Annotated in this window: 19 protein-coding genes, 1 tRNA gene and 1 riboswitch; of the genes, 14 read left to right on the plus strand and 6 right to left on the minus strand. The window is 36.3% G+C overall.

The window, feature by feature from the left end; all coding sequences use genetic code 11:
• Window positions 1-35 precede the first annotated feature (35 nt).
• From kbl to IIF7_RS13520, 5 genes are all read left to right on the plus strand, one after another.
• Entirely contained in the window at window positions 36-1,232 is a 1,197-nt protein-coding gene (gene kbl, locus IIF7_RS13500; protein WP_084842227.1) for a glycine C-acetyltransferase, read from the plus strand.
• A 178-nt stretch (window positions 1,233-1,410) separates the two neighbouring features.
• Complete coding sequence (locus IIF7_RS13505) at window positions 1,411-2,793, plus strand: OmpA family protein (RefSeq protein ID WP_084842228.1); 1,383 nt, start codon at window positions 1,411-1,413, stop codon at window positions 2,791-2,793.
• Between the two features lie 95 nt (window positions 2,794-2,888).
• Complete coding sequence (locus IIF7_RS13510) at window positions 2,889-5,630, plus strand: PD-(D/E)XK nuclease family protein (RefSeq protein WP_084842229.1); 2,742 nt, start codon at window positions 2,889-2,891, stop codon at window positions 5,628-5,630.
• 6 nt (window positions 5,631-5,636) lie between these two features.
• Window positions 5,637-6,536: an alpha/beta hydrolase family protein gene (locus tag IIF7_RS13515; protein WP_084842230.1), complete on the plus strand. Its 900-nt coding sequence runs from the start codon at window positions 5,637-5,639 to the stop codon at window positions 6,534-6,536.
• Between the two features lie 121 nt (window positions 6,537-6,657).
• The gene (locus tag IIF7_RS13520; RefSeq protein ID WP_084842231.1) at window positions 6,658-7,233 is read left to right on the plus strand and encodes a DUF4468 domain-containing protein; all 576 of its coding nucleotides are present in this window, start codon (window positions 6,658-6,660) and stop codon (window positions 7,231-7,233) included.
• Window positions 7,234-7,260: 27 nt separating this feature from the next.
• Here the strand turns inward: IIF7_RS13520 and IIF7_RS13525 are convergent.
• A tRNA-Ala gene (locus IIF7_RS13525) sits at window positions 7,261-7,334 on the minus strand.
• Between the two features lie 56 nt (window positions 7,335-7,390).
• Between IIF7_RS13525 and IIF7_RS13530 the strand changes: the two genes are divergently transcribed.
• From IIF7_RS13530 to IIF7_RS21145, 9 genes are all read left to right on the plus strand, one after another.
• Window positions 7,391-7,894, plus strand: coding sequence for a GNAT family N-acetyltransferase (locus IIF7_RS13530; RefSeq protein ID WP_084842232.1), 504 nt, complete (start codon window positions 7,391-7,393; stop codon window positions 7,892-7,894).
• 24 nt (window positions 7,895-7,918) lie between these two features.
• Window positions 7,919-9,259 carry an MATE family efflux transporter gene (locus IIF7_RS13535; RefSeq protein WP_084842233.1) on the plus strand — a complete coding sequence of 447 codons (1,341 nt, stop codon included), beginning with the start codon at window positions 7,919-7,921 and terminating at the stop codon, window positions 9,257-9,259.
• Window positions 9,260-9,444: 185 nt separating this feature from the next.
• The gene (locus tag IIF7_RS13540) at window positions 9,445-10,212 is read left to right on the plus strand and encodes an enoyl-CoA hydratase/isomerase family protein (protein WP_084842234.1); all 768 of its coding nucleotides are present in this window, start codon (window positions 9,445-9,447) and stop codon (window positions 10,210-10,212) included.
• Window positions 10,213-10,217: 5 nt separating this feature from the next.
• Window positions 10,218-10,382 (plus strand): hypothetical protein, encoded by a 165-nt coding sequence (locus IIF7_RS20860; protein WP_176218960.1) that lies wholly within the window; start codon window positions 10,218-10,220, stop codon window positions 10,380-10,382.
• A 114-nt stretch (window positions 10,383-10,496) separates the two neighbouring features.
• Window positions 10,497-10,649 (plus strand): hypothetical protein, encoded by a 153-nt coding sequence (locus tag IIF7_RS20865; RefSeq protein ID WP_176218961.1) that lies wholly within the window; start codon window positions 10,497-10,499, stop codon window positions 10,647-10,649.
• An 82-nt stretch (window positions 10,650-10,731) separates the two neighbouring features.
• Window positions 10,732-10,930, plus strand: a riboswitch (cobalamin riboswitch).
• 75 nt (window positions 10,931-11,005) lie between these two features.
• Entirely contained in the window at window positions 11,006-11,455 is a 450-nt protein-coding gene (gene nrdG / locus IIF7_RS13545; protein WP_084842235.1) for an anaerobic ribonucleoside-triphosphate reductase activating protein, read from the plus strand.
• Window positions 11,452-13,224: an anaerobic ribonucleoside-triphosphate reductase gene (gene nrdD / locus IIF7_RS13550; protein ID WP_084842236.1), complete on the plus strand. Its 1,773-nt coding sequence runs from the start codon at window positions 11,452-11,454 to the stop codon at window positions 13,222-13,224. Before nrdG ends, nrdD begins: the two co-directional genes overlap by 4 nt.
• A gap of 97 nt (window positions 13,225-13,321) precedes the next feature.
• Window positions 13,322-13,510, plus strand: coding sequence for an OPA3 family protein (locus tag IIF7_RS13555; RefSeq protein WP_084842237.1), 189 nt, complete (start codon window positions 13,322-13,324; stop codon window positions 13,508-13,510).
• Entirely contained in the window at window positions 13,500-13,628 is a 129-nt protein-coding gene (locus tag IIF7_RS21145; protein WP_262508193.1) for a hypothetical protein, read from the plus strand. Before IIF7_RS13555 ends, IIF7_RS21145 begins: the two co-directional genes overlap by 11 nt.
• Before the next feature lie 125 nt (window positions 13,629-13,753).
• Here IIF7_RS21145 and IIF7_RS13560 read toward each other — a convergent pair whose 3' ends face one another.
• From IIF7_RS13560 to IIF7_RS13580, 5 genes are all read right to left on the minus strand, one after another.
• The gene (locus IIF7_RS13560) at window positions 13,754-14,392 is read right to left on the minus strand and encodes a 2OG-Fe(II) oxygenase (RefSeq protein ID WP_084842238.1); all 639 of its coding nucleotides are present in this window, start codon (window positions 14,390-14,392) and stop codon (window positions 13,754-13,756) included.
• A gap of 505 nt (window positions 14,393-14,897) precedes the next feature.
• The gene (gene thiH / locus IIF7_RS13565) at window positions 14,898-16,004 is read right to left on the minus strand and encodes a 2-iminoacetate synthase ThiH (RefSeq protein WP_084842239.1); all 1,107 of its coding nucleotides are present in this window, start codon (window positions 16,002-16,004) and stop codon (window positions 14,898-14,900) included.
• On the minus strand, window positions 15,997-16,767 hold the full coding sequence (locus IIF7_RS13570) for a thiazole synthase (RefSeq protein ID WP_084842240.1): 771 nt from the start codon (window positions 16,765-16,767) through the stop codon (window positions 15,997-15,999). Before IIF7_RS13570 ends, thiH begins: the two co-directional genes overlap by 8 nt.
• A gap of 215 nt (window positions 16,768-16,982) precedes the next feature.
• On the minus strand, window positions 16,983-17,657 hold the full coding sequence (locus IIF7_RS13575; protein WP_084842241.1) for a thiamine phosphate synthase: 675 nt from the start codon (window positions 17,655-17,657) through the stop codon (window positions 16,983-16,985).
• Window positions 17,638-18,234, minus strand: coding sequence for a thiamine phosphate synthase (locus IIF7_RS13580; protein ID WP_084842242.1), 597 nt, complete (start codon window positions 18,232-18,234; stop codon window positions 17,638-17,640). The genes IIF7_RS13575 and IIF7_RS13580 overlap by 20 nt, the downstream gene beginning before the upstream one ends.
• Between the last annotated feature and the right edge of the window lie 5 nt (window positions 18,235-18,239).

The raw sequence follows: 18,239 nt of genomic DNA on the forward strand, positions 1-18,239 counted from the left end.
ATACTTAATTTTGCCAAAAATCAAATCACCTAACTATGTACGGAGCTATTAAAGAACATCTTCAAAACGAAATAGAAGAAATTAAAGATAACGGATTGTTTAAAAGAGAGCGTATCATTACGACTCCGCAAGATGCTGTTATAAAAATAAATACCGGGCAGGAAGTTATTAACTTTTGTGCCAACAATTACCTTGGGCTTTCTTCGCATCCAGAAGTTATTCAGGCTGCAAAAGACATAATGGATACGCACGGATTCGGAATGTCCAGCGTTCGATTTATCTGCGGAACTCAGGATATCCATAAAGAATTAGAGCAAAAAATTGCCGATTTCTACGGAACTGAAGATACCATTCTTTACGCTGCTTGTTTTGATGCTAACGGCGGAATCTTCGAACCATTGCTAACAAAGGAAGATGCGATCATTTCAGATTCGCTAAATCACGCTTCAATTATTGATGGTGTTCGCCTTTGTAAAGCAGCTCGCTATCGTTACCAAAATGGAGACATGGCAGATCTTGAAGCACAACTTAAAGCAGCGAATGAAAATGGTGCTCGCTTTAAATTGATCGTTACCGATGGTGTGTTCTCTATGGACGGACTTGTAGCTCCGCTAGATGAAATTTGTGACCTGGCCGATAAATATGATGCGATGGTAATGATCGACGAATGTCACGCTACCGGTTTTATTGGTGAAAAAGGAATTGGAACTTTAGAAGAGAAAAATGTTCTTGGCCGTGTAGATATTATTACCGGAACACTTGGTAAAGCGCTTGGTGGTGCAATGGGTGGTTACACAACCGCTAAAAAAGAGATAATCGAGATCTTAAGACAACGTTCAAGACCTTATTTATTCTCAAACTCTTTAGCACCTTCTATTGTAGGCGCTTCTCTAAAAGTTTTTGAATTACTTGAAAAAGATGACAGTCTAAGAAACAAACTAAAAGAAAACACCAAATATTTTAAGCAAGGGATTAAAGATGCCGGTTTTGATATTATCGATGGTGATGCTGCTATTGTACCAGTAATGCTTTATGATGCAAAACTTTCACAGGATATGGCAGATCAACTTTTAGAAGAAGGCATTTATGTAATAGGATTTTTCTATCCGGTTGTTCCAAAAGAAAAAGCAAGAATTAGAGTTCAATTATCTACCGCTCACGAGAAAGGACATCTGGATAAAGCTATTGCTGCATTTACAAAAGTAGGAAAAGCCTTAGGCGTAATTGATTAACTCTTTTTTAGCAGACTTTAAATATATTCTTAATAAACTTATAAAATAATAGCAAAATCTATATCCAACACAACGATATCAAGTAGATTATTAAGAAAACTTTATTACCGCAAACTTTGGCAATGCCGAAACACCACCTAATTTTGCTGTAATTAACACTTAAAACTAAACTATTGATATGAAACATCTTTCAAAATTACTTTTGTTATCGATGGTCGTGTTGGGTATAAGTTCTGCAAATGCACAGGATGCTAATAACCCATGGGCTATAGGTATTGGTACGAACGCTGTCGATTTTTATCCTACAGGAAATGGCGCTCCTCTTAGTAACGGAATGTTTGACGAATATTTTAATACTGGTGACCACTGGAACATCTTGCCATCCGTTTCACAACTTACTGTTGGGAGATACATAGGAGCTGGATTGGTTGCAGAGATCGACGGATCAATCAATCAAATCGATCAATTCGGTGATCGTTCTGTTAACGATCTTTCTTACTACTCTGTAGATGGATCGATCAATTATTCTTTAAGAGCAATGCTAAATAACGGATGGTTTGATCCTGTTATTGGTGTTGGTGGTGGTTACACATGGGTTGGTGACCAGGATTCAGATGATATTGAAAACTTCGACGCTCCTACTTTAAATGGTAGCTTGGGAATCAACTTTTGGTTTACAGATAATCTTGCATTATTTGTAGAGTCTAAATACAAGCACGCTTTTGAGCCAGAAATGGGACAACACTTCCAACACAGTGCTGGTATTAAGTTCATGTTTGGTGGAACAGATACAGATGGTGACGGGATCTATGATAAAGATGACGAATGTCCTGAAACTCCAGGTCTTCCAGAATTTAACGGATGTCCAGATTCAGATGGCGATGGAATCCCAGATAAAGATGACGAATGTCCTAACACTCCTGGTTTAGCAGAATTTAACGGATGTCCTGATACTGATGGTGACGGAGTTCCAGATCCAGAAGACGAATGTCCAGAAACTCCAGGTTTAGCCGAGTTTAACGGATGTCCAGATTCAGATGGTGATGGCGTACCAGACAAAGATGATGAATGTCCTGATACTCCAGGTCTTCCAGAATTTAACGGATGTCCAGATTCAGACGGTGATGGTGTTCCAGATAAAGATGATGAATGTCCAGATGTTGCAGGAACTGTAGCTAATAATGGATGTCCAGAGCCTACTGCTGAAGTCGTAAAAGAATTAAACGAGTACTCTAACACTGTTTTATTCGACTTTAATAAAGCAACAATTAGAAGCGAATCTGAAGAAGCTTTAAACTCTATCGCCGATATAATGAAAGAATACGATCATACTACTTTCCATATCGAAGGTCATACAGATAGTGTTGGTAGTGACGATTACAACCTAAAACTTTCTAAAGAAAGAGCAGCTTCTGTAAGAGAATATCTTGTTGGAGCAGGTATTCCTGCAGATAGATTAACTTCTGAAGGTTATGGAGAAACCAGACCAATTGCAACTAACAGCACCGATGCTGGTAGACAAGAAAACAGAAGAGTTGAAATCTCTTTAGTAGAAGACTAAAAACCTTTATAGGTTTACTAACAAACAATTGTTAGAAACACTATAAATCTCAAAAAAACGCGCTGAATGCTCAGCGCGTTTTTTATTTTTATCCTATGAAATCATTTATTCGTCAGGTACTCGAGCAACTTCAACAAGAAGCAACTCCAATTTCAGATTTGGTATTTGTTTTACCCAGTAAAAGAGCGGGTGCTTTTTTACTGAATGAACTTAGCCAACTTACTTCTACGACTATTTTTGCTCCCAAAATTTATAGTATAGAAGAATTTACTGAAGAGGTTTCTGGCCTAAAGTCCATAGATAATACAACTACGCTTTTCGAATTCTACGAAGTTTATCAAAAGCTTACTGAAAAGGAAGAATTAGAAAGTTTCGAAACCTTTTTAGCCTGGGCGCAAAGTTTGATTCACGATTTTAATGAAATAGACCGCTATTTAATTGATGCTGAAAAGTTTTTCGATTACCTGGCAGATATTCAGGATATCAATCATTGGTCCAGGCAAAATAGAACAGAATTGATCGAAAATTACCTAAAGTTTTGGAATCAGTTACCTCAATATTATTCGGTTTTAAAGGAAAATCTTTTTGAAAACGAGCAAGGTTATCAGGGATTAATTTATCGTTCGGCAGCTTCAAAAATTGCAGATTATGCTGAAAAAAAATCAGCTCAAAAACATATATTCTTAGGTTTTAACGCACTAAATTCCGCAGAACAGGTCATTTTTCAGGAATTATTACAGAAAGATTTAGCGACTGTTTTTTGGGATATAGACAATGTGTTTTTAAAAGATTATCATCATGAAGCTTCTTTATTTATTCGGGAATATTTAAAAGACTGGCCATTTTATCAGGAAAATCCGCTTAATCCGGGAATCGAAGAATATCGCGAAGAAAAAGACATCGCAATTACCGGAATTCCTAAAAATATTGGGCAGGCAAAATATTTAGCTGAACTACTTGCAGATAAAAGTGAAGCCGAATTAGAAAAAACAGCCATCGTTTTAGGCGATGAAAGTTTACTATTACCCATTTTGAACAGTTTACCGCCCAACGTAAGAGATTTGAACATTACGATGGGATTTCCACTGAAAAACGCACCGGTAACTTCTTTATTTAATTCACTTTTTGATCTACATAGCAAATCGGGTTCAAGCTATTACTATAAAAATGTAATTGCGATCATTAACCACCCTTCGCTGCATCAAATTTTAAAACCATACGCTTCAGCATTTATTCAGAAGATTAATAAAGAGAACACGGTATACCTAAAATTCGATGATATTGAAGCTAATTTTCCAGAAGAACTAAAAGAATTTATTGGCTGGTGTTTTAAAAGTTGGGAGAATTCGGCCAAAATCGCCATCAAGAATTTTCAGAATATCGTTTTCAGTATAAAAAACAATTTAAAAGAAGCTCAGGCAGGTAAACTTCAACTAGAATTTTTATACCATTTTCATAAACTGTTTAACCAGCTTCAAACTTTAAATCACACCTATCCGCACATTAATAGTTTAACGGCCTTGCGTAATTTTTATAATGAAATTATGAGCACGCAAAGTTTAGATTTCCAGGGAAGGCCGTTTAAAGGTTTGCAACTTATGGGAATGTTAGAATCCCGCGCGCTGGATTTTGAAAATGTGATTATAACATCGGTTAACGAAGGTACTTTACCTTCAGGAAAATCGAATAATTCGTTTATTCCTTACGACCTTAAAAAGTCCTATAATCTGCCAACGTATCGTGAAAAAGATGCGGTGTACACTTATCACTTTTACCGACTCTTACAACGGGCTAAAAAAGTGACCTTACTTTATAATACGGAGAGTGGCGGATTAAATTCCGGAGAAAAAAGTAGATTTTTAACTCAGTTGGAGATTGAAAAACAAACTAAGCACAATTTAAATATCAATACTGTTTCGCCCAAAGTACCCAAAGTAAGTAACGAGTTGAAGGTAATCGAGAAAACCCCGGCGATGATCGAAAAATTAAAAAGTCTCGCAAATTATGGATTTTCACCTTCAGCATTAACCAGTTACATTAGAAATCCTTTAGATTTTTATTATCAATACGTTCTTGGTGTTAAAGAGGAAGAGGAAGTTGAAGAAACCGTGGCTTACAATACGCTGGGAACGGTAATTCATGATAGTTTAGAGGAATTTTACCAGCCGTTAGAAGGGCAAATCTTAACTGAAGCGCATATTCTGGATTTTAGAAAACGTATTGGCCAGGAAGTCGCTACTCAGTTTCATAAAACCTATACAAAATCACCAATTTTACAGGGAAAAAACTACCTGATCTTTGAAATTGCCAAGCGCTATCTTTCCAATTTTTTAGATTTTGAAAGTGATCGTTTAAAAAATGGAGAGGAAATAAAAATCCTTAAGATTGAAAAAAACTTGAGGTCGAAAATCGATATTTCTGCGCTTAATTTTCCGGTCTACATAAAAGGAATGGTAGACCGCGTAGAAAATTGTAACGGTATCACCAGAATTATTGACTATAAAACTGGAAAGGTAGAACAAAGTAAAATAGAAATTGTAGATTGGGAAGACATCACTACAGATTACGACAAGTATAGCAAGAGTTTTCAGGTACTTGCTTACGCTACCATGATGAAAAACGAAGAAAGTATTACACTGCCGGTAGAAGGCGGAATAATTTCTTTTAAAAACCTGAAATCTGGTCTCCTAAAATTTGCCAAAAAAGAAAATTCAAGAAGCAGAAACAAAGATTATTCGATTACAGAAGACACTTTTTTAGCTTATGAAGACCAATTAAAAAAATTAATTACTGAAATTTGCAATCCGGCGATTCCATTCACCGAAAAAGAGATTTAGAAGCTTATGGAGATTACTAAAAAAAAGAATATTCAGATTGAAGGAAAACACAATAAACCTATTCTTTGTGATGTGTTTTTTCAGGACGATCAAAAACCAAAACCGGTAGTTATATTTTGCCACGGCTACAAAGGTTTTAAAGATTGGGGTGCTTGGGATAAAATGGCTGAAACTTTTGCTGAAAAAGGTTATTTTTTCGTGAAATTTAATTTTTCTCACAATGGGACAACCCCAGAAAATCCAACCGAATTTTTAAATATCGAAGCTTTTGGAGATAACAATTATTGCATCGAATTAGATGATTTGCAATCTGTAATCGACTGGATTTTATTGCCAGATTTTGCTGATGCCATTCAAATAGATGTAAGCCATATTAATCTTGTTGGCCATTCTCGTGGCGGGGCGATCGCAATTTTAAAAGCTGCAAACGAAAAACGTATCACCAGACTGGTAACACTGGCGGCACCAACAGATCTTGGCGCTAAATTCCCAACAGGAAAAGACCTTGAAAAATGGGAAAAGAAAGGAGTACAATACATCGTAAATACGCGTACCAAACAACAGCTGCCACACCATTACCAATTTTATAAAAACTATAAAGAAAACAAAGAGCGTCTAAATGTGAAGAACGCTACCAAAAAGCTGGAAATCCCTCATTTAATTGCACACGGAAGCAACGATACTACAGTTTCTATTTCCTGCTCTGGTGAATTGTTCGAGTGGAGCCCAATTTCAAAATTATTACTAGTAGAAAATGCTAACCATGTATTTGAAGCTTCTCATCCCTGGGAAAAAGAAGAACTACCAGAGAAATTTCAATATTTATTAGATAGAACCTTCCCGTTTATTGCTGCAGACGTTCAGGATCTAATTGACGAATATGGTGATACAGATGATGATAACTAGAAAATTGAATTAAAATATTTGATCGAATCCTAGATCTAACCTCCTCCTTCTCCCACGACTGTAGGAGGTTTCTTTTTTTGTTATGCTTTAGAAAGTATCTTTGAACAAAATTTGATGAAAAATGAACCGATTTTTAATCCTCTTTCTTCTAATAGGTATTTCTGCAAATGCTCAATTTAACGAGAAAGGCAATTTATATTACGAAGAAACAATTAAGGCCGAAGCCAAAACTCAACTTCAAATCAAAGAAAAATTGCATGAATGGCTTTTGGCAGAATTCGATCCATCTAATATAAAAGCTTCAAAAAACACGGAAGTTGAGATGATCGCAGATATTAGTTCTAAAATTGAAATAAAACAGGGAAACGCCAGTATCCCCATGGATATTTACTTCGGAATTTTAAGCAGTTTTAAAGACAACGAGTTTAGCATTCAGCTAAGTCATATCGATATTGGCCCAACGCAAACCCCGGTTAAAATTAACTTTCCAGATTTCGATGCTTTTAAAGATGAAATGCAGGAAACGGTAAACCGACTAAGTGGTGACGCAAAAGCAAAAAACCAGGCTATTCTGGATGATGAAGAAAAAATAAAAAGCATTTATAATCGTGGATTGCAAAATCACGATGATATGCTTGCTTCAGTAAAAGAATATATCGCAGGTTTAGTAGAAAGATTAAAAACTTATATCAAATAAAAAACCCCGCAAAATTGCGAGGTTTTGTGGAGAATATCGGAGTCGAACCGATGACCTTTTGGCTGCCAGCCAAACGCTCTAGCCAGCTGAGCTAATCCCCCGTTTGATGCAAGCAAATTTATAAATTTTATCCAAATAAAAAAGTTTTTTAAAGCTAATGATAAGACCCGCACTTCCCGAAGACCTTGCCGAGATAAAACTCCTTACTGAACGTTGCGCTGAAGCTATGGCAGATAAAGGGATTTTTCAATGGAACGAGCACTATCCATCTAAAGAAAAACTAGCTGCAGATATTCAAAAAAAGGAATTATTTAAGCTCACAAATATCGAAAATGAGATTATGGGTATTATTGTTTTATCTCCAGAAATGGATGAAGAATATATTCCTATTAAATGGCTTACCACAAATAAAAATAATATTTATGTGCACCGCCTGGCCACAGATCCTACTTTTTGGGGATTAGGAAACGGTAAAAAATTAATGGATTTTGCTGAAGATTTTGCACATAAAAACGAATATGCTTCAGTTCGTCTGGATACTTTTAGCCAGAATAAAAGAAACCATCGATTTTACGAATCCAGGGGCTATAAAAGATTAGGAGACATCTTTTTCCCAAAGCAAAGCGAACATCCATTTCACTGCTACGAATTGGTACTTTAAAAAAACTATCTATTTTTTACCAATATGGCCAAATTAGATACCTCTGCAGTAAGTTTTAAAAATATTAATAGCATTGCCATTCCCGCGATCATAGCAGGTATTGCAGAACCTTTAATTTCACTAACCGATATTGCCGTAATTGGCAATGTAGAAGATAACTCGGTTGAAGCTTTGGCTGCCGCTGGTATTGTAGGTTCATTCTTATCTGCCGTGATTTGGATTTTAGCGCAAACAAAAACAGCAATTTCAGCAAAAGTTTCGCAGCATTTAGGTGCTAATCGTCTTCACGCTGTAAAAACTTTAGTGCCGCAAACTATCGTTTTTAATCTTTTCCTAAGTCTTTTGATCTACGGAATTACGGCTCCACTGGCTCAATTAATTTTTAGTGCTTACAACGCTGAAGGATTGATCCTTGATTACTCGGTAAGTTATTATCAGATTAGAGCCATTGGTTTTCCTTTAACCTTACTCACTTTTACCATTTTTGGCGTTTTTAGAGGTCTACAAAATACCTCCTGGGCTATGAAATGTAGTTTAATAGGTGCGGTGGTAAATGTTACCTTAGATTACACATTAGTTTATGGCATCGATGGTTTAATTCCTGCAATGCATTTAGAAGGTGCTGCTTATGCAAGTCTTGCTGCGCAAGCTACAATGTTTGTAATGGCTTTATGGTTTTTCTTTAAAAAAACACCCTTTCATTTAAAATTAAGTTTAAAACTTAATCCTGAATTTAAGCCGCTTTTAGTGATGGCAGCAAATCTTTTTTTAAGAACGCTTTCGCTAAATATTGCGATTATGCTGGCAAACGCTTATGCAACAGATTACGGCGAAAATTATATCGCAGCCCAGAGTATTTTGATGAATATCTGGTTATTTTTTAGCTTTTTTATTGATGGTTACGCCAACGCAGGAAATGCGATTGGCGGAAAATTACTGGGGGCAAAAGATTATAAAAATCTTTGGGAGTTAAGTAAAAAGATCTCTAAATACGCAGTATTGATCGCTTTAATTTTAATGGCTATCTGCGGAATTTTCTATGATCAAATAGGAATTTTATTTAATAAAGATGAAGCAGTTTTGGCTCTTTTCGCCTCTGCTTTTTGGATCGTCCTTTTGATGCAGCCCATTAATGCGATCGCTTTTATGTTCGACGGGATTTTTAAAGGTTTAGGAGAAGCAGCCTACCTAAGAAATCTTCTGCTTGTCGCTACATTTTTAGGCTTTACCCCAGCGCTCCTAATTTCAGATTATTTTGGATTGAAATTATATGCAATATGGATCGCATTTTTAGTCTGGATGCTGATAAGAGCAAGCGGACTAGTTATTAAATTCCGAAGAAAATATTTAAATAAAGAAGTTTAAAACAGCAAAGATTTAGCTAACTGATATTCGATAATAGAGATTAAATATTCCATTCCCAGTAGTTCTCGGGATACCTAGAAAAAAACAATGTAAAATTTGATTGGACTAGACTAAGATTTTTGCTGAAGAAAAAACTAATTTTAAGGATTAGTTTTTAGTTTTTTAAATTTGATAAAACTTGAATTATGACCACTACGCGAGAGAACGGAAGCTTGTACAGCAAAATAGAAAACGGGATAGGAATTATCGAATTTGGACATCCTGCCAGCAATAGTTTCCCCGGTGTTCTTTTAGAGCGTCTGGAACAAGCTATTTGCGAATATTCAGATAATACCGAAGTAAAAGTGATTATCCTAAAATCTGAAGGAGAAAAAGCATTTTGTGCCGGCGCTTCTTTTGATGAGCTTATGGCGGTTGAAAATATGCAACAGGGAGAAGTTTTTTTCTCAGGCTTTGCGAATGTTTTAAATGCTATGCGAAACTGTAAAAAGTTAATTATTGGTCGTATTCAGGGGAAAACAGTAGGCGGCGGCGTTGGTTTAATTGCGGCCTGTGATTATGCCATGGCAACAGAAGCTGCTTCTATTAAACTTTCAGAACTTAGTATTGGTATTGGTCCTTTTGTAATCGCACCTGCGATTGAGCGTAAAATAGGTATAGCAGCGCTTGGAGAACTTACACTTGCTGCACACGAATGGAAAACAGCTTATTGGGCAAAAGATAAAGGTCTTTACGCACGGGTTTTTGAAAACATAAAAGATTTAGACAAAGAAATTATCATTTTCGCTAAAAAATTAGCATCTTACAACCCTCAAGCCCTACTCGAAATGAAATGCGTGCTCTGGAAAGGCACAGAAAACTGGCCTAATCTCCTTATGGAAAATGCTGCCATTAGCGGAGAATTGGTGTTATCTGACTTTACCCGAAACGCACTCTCTAAGTTTAAAAAATAGTAGTTATGAAAGTTTTACCATTAGACACTTTAGGTGATAAAGCAGAAATGCTTGGAGCATTTACAGGGCAAATTGCAGCTATGATGCTACCTTTTGCATTTTTTATTCTCGTAGCCTTTTTAGTTTACCGAATTTTTAAAAAGAAAAAACTACATCGTGACGCACGCTAACGAAATGGACATAGGAATTCAGTTTAATAATCTTTTGTTACTTATCATTCCTTTCCTTTTTATTGGTTTTATAGTTTTTAAAGCATATCGTAAAATAAGAAACAAAACTAAATCATGAGGTTAGTTAGTAGAGATCCTACGGTACAATCGGGTTATGAACTTGGTTACGAAATAGGAGCATTTTTAGGTAAAATCACACCGTATATCTTAATAGCTTTTGCCTTATATTTTGTAGTAAACTTCTTCCTGAAAAAAAGAAATAGCTAAAACTTTTTACAACTCCCACATTGTTTATAACACGGTTTATAAGTTAGCTGTTAATATCCCATTGCTTCAGATAAAGTCTTTGTACCTTTAAACTAAGTAAGGTTTTTAGGCTACTTTCTGTAGCTTAAAATTAAAAGGGAATCTAGTGTAAATCTAGAACTGTTCCCGCAGCTGTAAGCAAATTAAAAAACTATCGGCACCACTTTTAACGTCACTATCTTGTAAGATGGGAAGACGCCATAACGCAAAGTCAGAAGACCTGCCTTACCAAACTTTTACAGCGCTTTCGGGTAAAAAGTCACTGTAATTTATCGAATATTAATTTCTGAATATTTTCAGGATAAGTTTCTAGGTTTATGAGGTTTGCACAAATAGAAATTGTGCTGCAAGAAGTACCTGGCGAGGTAAGTATTTGCTTTAGTATAACTGGCTGTCCTTTACATTGTGATGGCTGCCACTCTCCTTATTTATGGAAAAAAACAAATGGAGAATTACTAACTACCACGCTTTTTAGGGATATACTGCTGCAATATAAAGGTTTTGCTACCTGTGTGCTTTTTATGGGTGGCGAATGGGAGCCCCAACAATTAGAAAAACTTTTAAAAATAGCCAAAATCGATGGGTACAAAACCTGCCTTTATTCGGGTTATGAAAGTATCCCACAGTTTCTGAAACAACAACTTACCTACATAAAAACTGGCGCCTGGAACAAAAACCTGAAGGGTTTAGATCACCCTAATACCAATCAGAAATTCACAGAAGTTGCTACCGGAAAAAACCTAAACCATTTATTTATAAGACCATGATTAGATTAAGCCCAAAACAAGTAAATGAGAAAATAGCTTTTATAGAAGATTATCTATCTGCTGAAAATGCCGCCGATGGATCTAGCGTAGATGCCAATGCAAATGTTACTTCTAAAAACATTGCTACTATGGAAGCCGAGCTGAATAAGGATATAAACATACAGGTTAATCGTCAGCTTGTAAAAAATCAAATCACCACACTTTTTGGTGACCACTTAGCTAACGAATATATAAGGCAAATAGAAAATCATGAAATTTATATCCATGATGAAACCTCATTAAAACCATACTGTGTTTCTATAAATATGTATCCATTTTTATTGGACGGACTTACAAAAATTGGCGGCGAAAGCAAAGCTCCTTTACATCTGGAGAGTTATTGCGGCGAGTTTGTAAATCTGGTATTTGCAGTTAGCTCTCAATTTGCTGGTGCCCTGGCTACAGTAGAGTTTTTATTGTATTTCGATTATTTTGCCCGTAAAGACTACGGAAAGGATTATCTAAAAACGCATGCTAAAATTATCGAAAATCACCTACAGCATGTGGTGTATGCCATTAATCAACCTGCCGCAGCACGCGGCTACCAGTCGGTTTTCTGGAATATTTCAATCTACGATCAAAAATACTATGATAGCATGTTTGGAGATTTCGTTTTTCCAGATTTCGCAAAACCAAATTGGGAAAGCTTAAAAAATCTTCAGGTCTTTTTTATGAAATGGTTTAATAAAGAACGCTACAAAGCCCTACTTACTTTTCCCGTAGTTACTGCCGCTATGCTCACTAAAGATGATAAACCTGCCGACACTGAATTTGCCGAATTTTGTGCCGAAGAGCTTAGCAACGGAAATTCATTTTTTATTTATCAATCTGAAAGTGCCGATAGCCTGGCATCCTGCTGCCGTTTAAGAAATGAAATAGGCAAGAACACATTTAGTTATTCGTTAGGTGCTGGCGGCGTAGCCACAGGCTCTATAAATGTGATTACCATGAATGTAAACCGACTATTACAAGAGGGGAAAGATTTAGCTGAAGAAGTGACTAAAATTCACAAATATCAGGTAGCCTATAGAAAGTTGATGGAACGTTATAAAAATGCAGGAATGTTGCCCGTATACGATGCCGGTTTTATCGATTTAAACAAACAATTTTTAACTATAGGAATTAACGGAATGGTAGAAGCCGCTGAAAGTTTAGGAATTGCTCCTAAAAATACTGCGGAATACAAAGACTTTTTAAGCTACCAACTAAAGAAAATCTACAACGCAAATAAAAAAGCCAAAGAAGAATATAATTATTTATTTAATACTGAATTTGTTCCTGCTGAAAATTTAGGCGTAAAAAATGCAAATTGGGATAGAAACGATGGATTTAGCGTAAACCGCGATTGTTATAACTCTTATTTTTACCCGGTGGAAGATTTATCCATCAATATTCTGGACAAAATAATGCTACATGGCAAAGAAACCATAAAATATCTTGATGGTGGTTCTGCATTACATCTTAATCTTGAAGAATATCCAAACAAGCAGGGATTTCTTAATTTACTAAAAGCTACGGCTAAAGCTGGTTGTAATTATTTTTGCTTTAATATAAAAATCACGATTTGTAACAGTTGCAATCATATTGATAAGCAAACCACTTTTTCCTGTAAAAAATGCGGCTCTCACCAGGTAGATCACGCTACCAGGATTATTGGATATTTAAAAAGAGTGTCTAGTTTTAGCTCGCAACGCCAACAAGAACATCGATTACGCTATTATCACCAATAGCAAGAATATAAAGGCTGCTAGTTAGCAGCCTTTTTCCTTAGGGATTTAACTTAAATTTGCAGCTAAACCTTCTAATTTTGATTATTTTCCCTGAAAAATGATTTTGCTTTTTCAACAACCTGAACTTCCTAAAGACCAGCCAGCGACTGAAACGCAACAGTATGGTTTTGAGCTTTCTGACTTTTTAAGTGAGAATATATGGTATCTCCTCATCTTCGTTTTGGTGACTGCTTTGGTAATTTTCGACTATTACAGACGTAAAAAAGAAAAAAATAATGGAAACTAACCTACCTGAAAACCAGGAAACTTTTGAAATCTTAAGCTTTCTTAGCGGTTACGGATTTTGGATGATTTTAGCCATTATTCTTATCATCTTAGTTTTTTACAAAAAGTTTAAAAAGTAATTTCTGCTCGAGATCAGTCTTGCGTTAGGGATTGCAATGAAAATCCTTTTACGAGGAACGAGAAAAAGATTGCAATGTAAAGCCCGGCCGAAGGCAACGCCCAAATACCTGAAATTATATAAAATTTACCTGGTTTTTAACCAACCGGTAATGCTTAAACGTTCAGAATTTTTGACTTCTTTTACCTCGTGCTCCAAAATCTGACTTTCGAAAATCACCACTCTTCCCGGCAAAGGATAGATCACTTCTTCGCTACCGTCTTCTTTATAAATCACCAGTTCTCCTCCGTTGGTTTTTAACCAGTTTTCGTCATTTAGATAACTTACGATGGAAAGTTTACGACGCGAATCATTTTGAAAAGTATCTAAATGGCGCTTATAAAATGTGCCTTTTGGGTACACCGCATAATGGAATTCTTTGTGCAGAATTCCCATAAAACAAGTCCTGTTTAGGTAATCGACAAGATTATTGATTTTATTGAAGAAAATTTTTTCGGTTTCACCAGCTTCAGCTTCGTTCATCCATAAAATAAAATCACCACGAATCGCTTTTTCGATAAGCTCGTTCGTGCGATTCCCGATAGCCGATTTTTTAAATTGATCTTCTTCGTATTTTGCAAGCAAAGAGGTTCTTAATCGATCAATTTCTTCAGTCTGAAAAAAATCGTCTACAATGCTGTATTGCTTTTCCAGCAAATCTTCTATGATTTGCTCATACTGCTGATTTACACTAAAATCAAGCTGCTCAAAAAGTTCTTCTTTCAATCTAAATTTTATAAAAACCGCACAAAATTAATTCTTTTTTGAATACGAAGATTGAAAATGTTTTAATTTGAAAATTTGATGATGTACTAAAGTTGTAATCCCAAAACCTGAAGCAGAAATCTAATCATCTAAGCCTTTGAAAGATGCAGCAAATTCCAAAAAAGCTTATCCCCATAATTAAAGTCTGATTGAGGTTATCTCCAAGCACATTCTTAAATATCAGGTTGATAATTAATAAAAGAATAAAAAATATTAAAAACCCCAGCACAAGACCTTGTTTGAAACCTGAACTAACTTTAGAGTTTTCCATATTGATTCTATTTAATACTTCAGAAAGAGAATTGAATAACACTTCTGAACCTCTAAAATAAAGAATATAGCTATAGAATACTGCGAAACATCAAAGTTTAACGTTTAGAGCTATAATTATACTAAATTGAAGAGGGAAAATTAAGCAACCTCATATAGGCTATTTGCTAAATTCTGTAAACTAGTGAACTTCCGGCTAAAACTTCTCCCAATCTTTCCATACAGGTTCTATTCCGTTTTTTAATAGCATTTCAGCAATCACTTCGGTACTGCGCTCGTCTGAAATTTCAAATTGCTCCAATGATTGCGGTTCTACTACATAACCACCGGGATTGGTTTTTGATTCGGCACTCATCGAAGTGATTCCCAGATGTGCTACATGATCCCGAAATTTCTCTTGCTCCCGGGTAGAAATCGATAATTCTACATCTTCATCTAAAATTCGGTAAGCACAGATCAATTGCAACAAATCTGGATCGGTCATTTCAACTTTAGGTTCTAAACCACCGCTAAAAGGTCGTAATCTTGGGAAAGAGATCGAGTATTTAGTTTTCCAATAGGTTTTCTGCAAATACTTAAGATGTAAAGCCGTAAAAAAACTATCTGCTCGCCAGTCTTCCAAACCAAACAAGGCGCCTATTCCTATTTTATGAATACCGGCTCTACCCAATCGGTCTGGTGTTTCTAAACGATAATCGAAATTTGATTTTTTACCTTTTGGATGATGAATTTTATAGGTGGCCCGGTGATAAGTTTCCTGATAAACCAAAGTGGCAAACAATCCATCCTGAACTAATCGCTCATACTCATCCTGATCTAGCGGTTGAACTTCAATAGAAATATTGGCAAAATATGGTTTTAAAAGCCTAACGGCATTGCTTAGATAATCAATCCCCACCGTTCTATTGGCTTCACCGGTAACCAGCAAAATATGCTGATAGCCTTTATTCTTTAGGAACTGGGCTTCTTTTAAAATTTCAGCATCAGTTAAGGTTCGCCGCGGAATCTTATTCGTTAAACTGAATCCGCAATACGTACAAATATTCTGGCATTCGTTACTTAGATACATTGGCGCATACATCTGCATTGTATTGCCAAAACGCTTTTTAGTGATCGACCTGCTTTTAGCAGCCATCTGCTCTAAATATGGTTTGGCCGCAGGAGAAATTAATGCTTTAAAATTTTCAAGATCGGGTTTTGCGGTTGCCAACGCATGCTCTACATCAAGGATATTTTTATCCTGAATACTTTCCAATACCTTATCCCAATCGTACTTTGCTAAAACTGTTTTAAAACTACTCATACAAAAATTGTGTTAGCGGACTGCTAGCTTCTGCAATCTTAGCTGTTTTGCCAAGTTTTGCGTCATAAGCCATTCGCCCTGATTCTACAGCCATTTTAAATGCTTTTGCCATTTGAACAGGGTTTTTAGAGACAGCAATCGCAGTATTTACTAAAACGGCATCTGCCCCAATTTCCATCGCCCAGGCCGCATGCGATGGCGCTCCAATCCCAGCGTCAACAATTACCGGAACATTGGATTGCTCAATTATAATCTCTAAGAAATCTAAAGTTTTTAAACCTTTATTGGTTCCAATAGGTGCGCCCAACGGCATCACACATTGCACACCTACATCTTCCAGGCGTTTACACAAAACAGGATCTGCATGAATATAAGGCATCACCACAAAACCCAATTTCACCAATTCTTCGCAGGCTTTTAAAGTTTCTACCGCATCTGGTAATAAATATTTAGGATCGGGATGAATTTCGACTTTAACCCAATTTGTTCCCAGGGCTTCCCTGGCCATTTGTGCTGCAAAAACAGCTTCCTTTGCGTCCCGAACGCCAGATGTATTAGGCAGTAAACTCAGTTTCTCGTGCGCAAGACTGGCAATCATTTGGTCTTCTTCATTACCGGCTTCTACTCGTTTTAAAGCTACGGTTACCAGTTCACTTTCTGAAGCTAAAACTGCTTCTCGCATTAGTTTTGAATTACTGAATTTCCCTGTTCCCGTAAATAATCGAGAATCGAAGGTTTTATCTGCTATTTTTAGTTTTTCCATTGTTAGGTTTTTAGCTGTCGGCTTTTGGCTTTCAGCGATTAGCTTTTTGTAAATAAGTATTCTTCATATGTAAAAGATACTAGCTATCGTCATTCCGGACTTTATTCAACATGACGCACCAAATAATGCGGGTTAAAATTTTACGAGCAATTTTCGGCAGGCAGGAACCTCAATCATTCAACATTTAGCATTCAAAATAATTTCTCGTCTAGCATCTAAACGCTTTCAGCAAATCCATCTAAAATCTGCTGAATTTCATTTTCAGGATATTCCGAATGCGTTAGCATCCCAGAAACCGCAATTCCATTTAGTCCGATTCGACGTAATTCTTCTATATCACTGAGTTGAATTCCACCAATAGCAATTACCGGAACCGTATTTTCCTGTTTTGAATATGCTGCCATCAAATCCTTATAACCTGAAAATCCAAGAATCGGACTCAGTTTCTTTTTGGTTGAAGTAAATCTCAACGGTCCCAAACCAATATAATCAACTCCATTTTCAAGGTGAGCCACACAATGCTGAAGTGTATTTGCTGTTCCGCCAATTAGTTTTTGAGCGCCCAAAATCTCACGAGCTTCTAAAACACTGGTATCTTCCTGCCCCAAATGAACACCATCTGCATTACAGGTTTTCGCTACTTTTACGTGATCGTTTATGATCAATTTCGCGCTGAATTTTGAGCATAATTCTCTGGCCAAAATCGCTGTTTTAAGCACTTCATTTTGCGACATCTCCTTCATTCGCAACTGTATCCAGTTTCCGCCATATCTTAATACTTTTTCAATATTTTCTAAATGCTGAAATCTATCTTTGCCCTGCGAGATATATTGAAGGCAGGAAATCTTTTTCTGAAAAACCGACTCTTTTTTATCTAAAAACTGACTCATATTGCTGCTGAATTTTATTGAAACTTTGCCCGGGATCTTCGTCCATCCAAACAGCGCCAAGCACAGCGCCACCACTAAACCCCATTTTTCGGATTAGCGGAATTTTTGCTGAATTAATTCCGCCTAGCGCTATTACTTTTTGCTGAACATCTTGCACCTGGAATAACTTGCCCGCATAATCTGTTTTTGAGATCGAGCTAAAAACCGGACTCAAAAAACAATAGTCGAAAATCGATGATTTCGAGATCAATTCTTTTTGATGATACGAAGTGCTTATCGTTAAGTTTTCCTGCTTAAAAGATGTCGCATAATCTTCAACAGTTTCTCCCAGCATCAGCCTGAAAGTTTCAGTAAGATGGATTCCTTTCAAATTAAATTCTTTTGCCAGTTCATGGTGTTGGTGCAACACCATTTTAGATCGATAAACCGGCTCGAAACTTTGCAACCAATGCTTTAAGTCTTCAAAAGAAGCTTTAGGTTTGCGAATATGAAGCACATCTAAGCCATTGTCTAAAATTGATTTCAGTTGAGTTTCTTCATTTTCGATAAACCTTTCCGCAGAAATTAATACTAACATTGTTT

The sequence above is a fragment of the Zunongwangia atlantica 22II14-10F7 genome (assembly GCF_002094855.1).
Lineage (GTDB): Bacteria > Bacteroidota > Bacteroidia > Flavobacteriales > Flavobacteriaceae > Zunongwangia > Zunongwangia atlantica.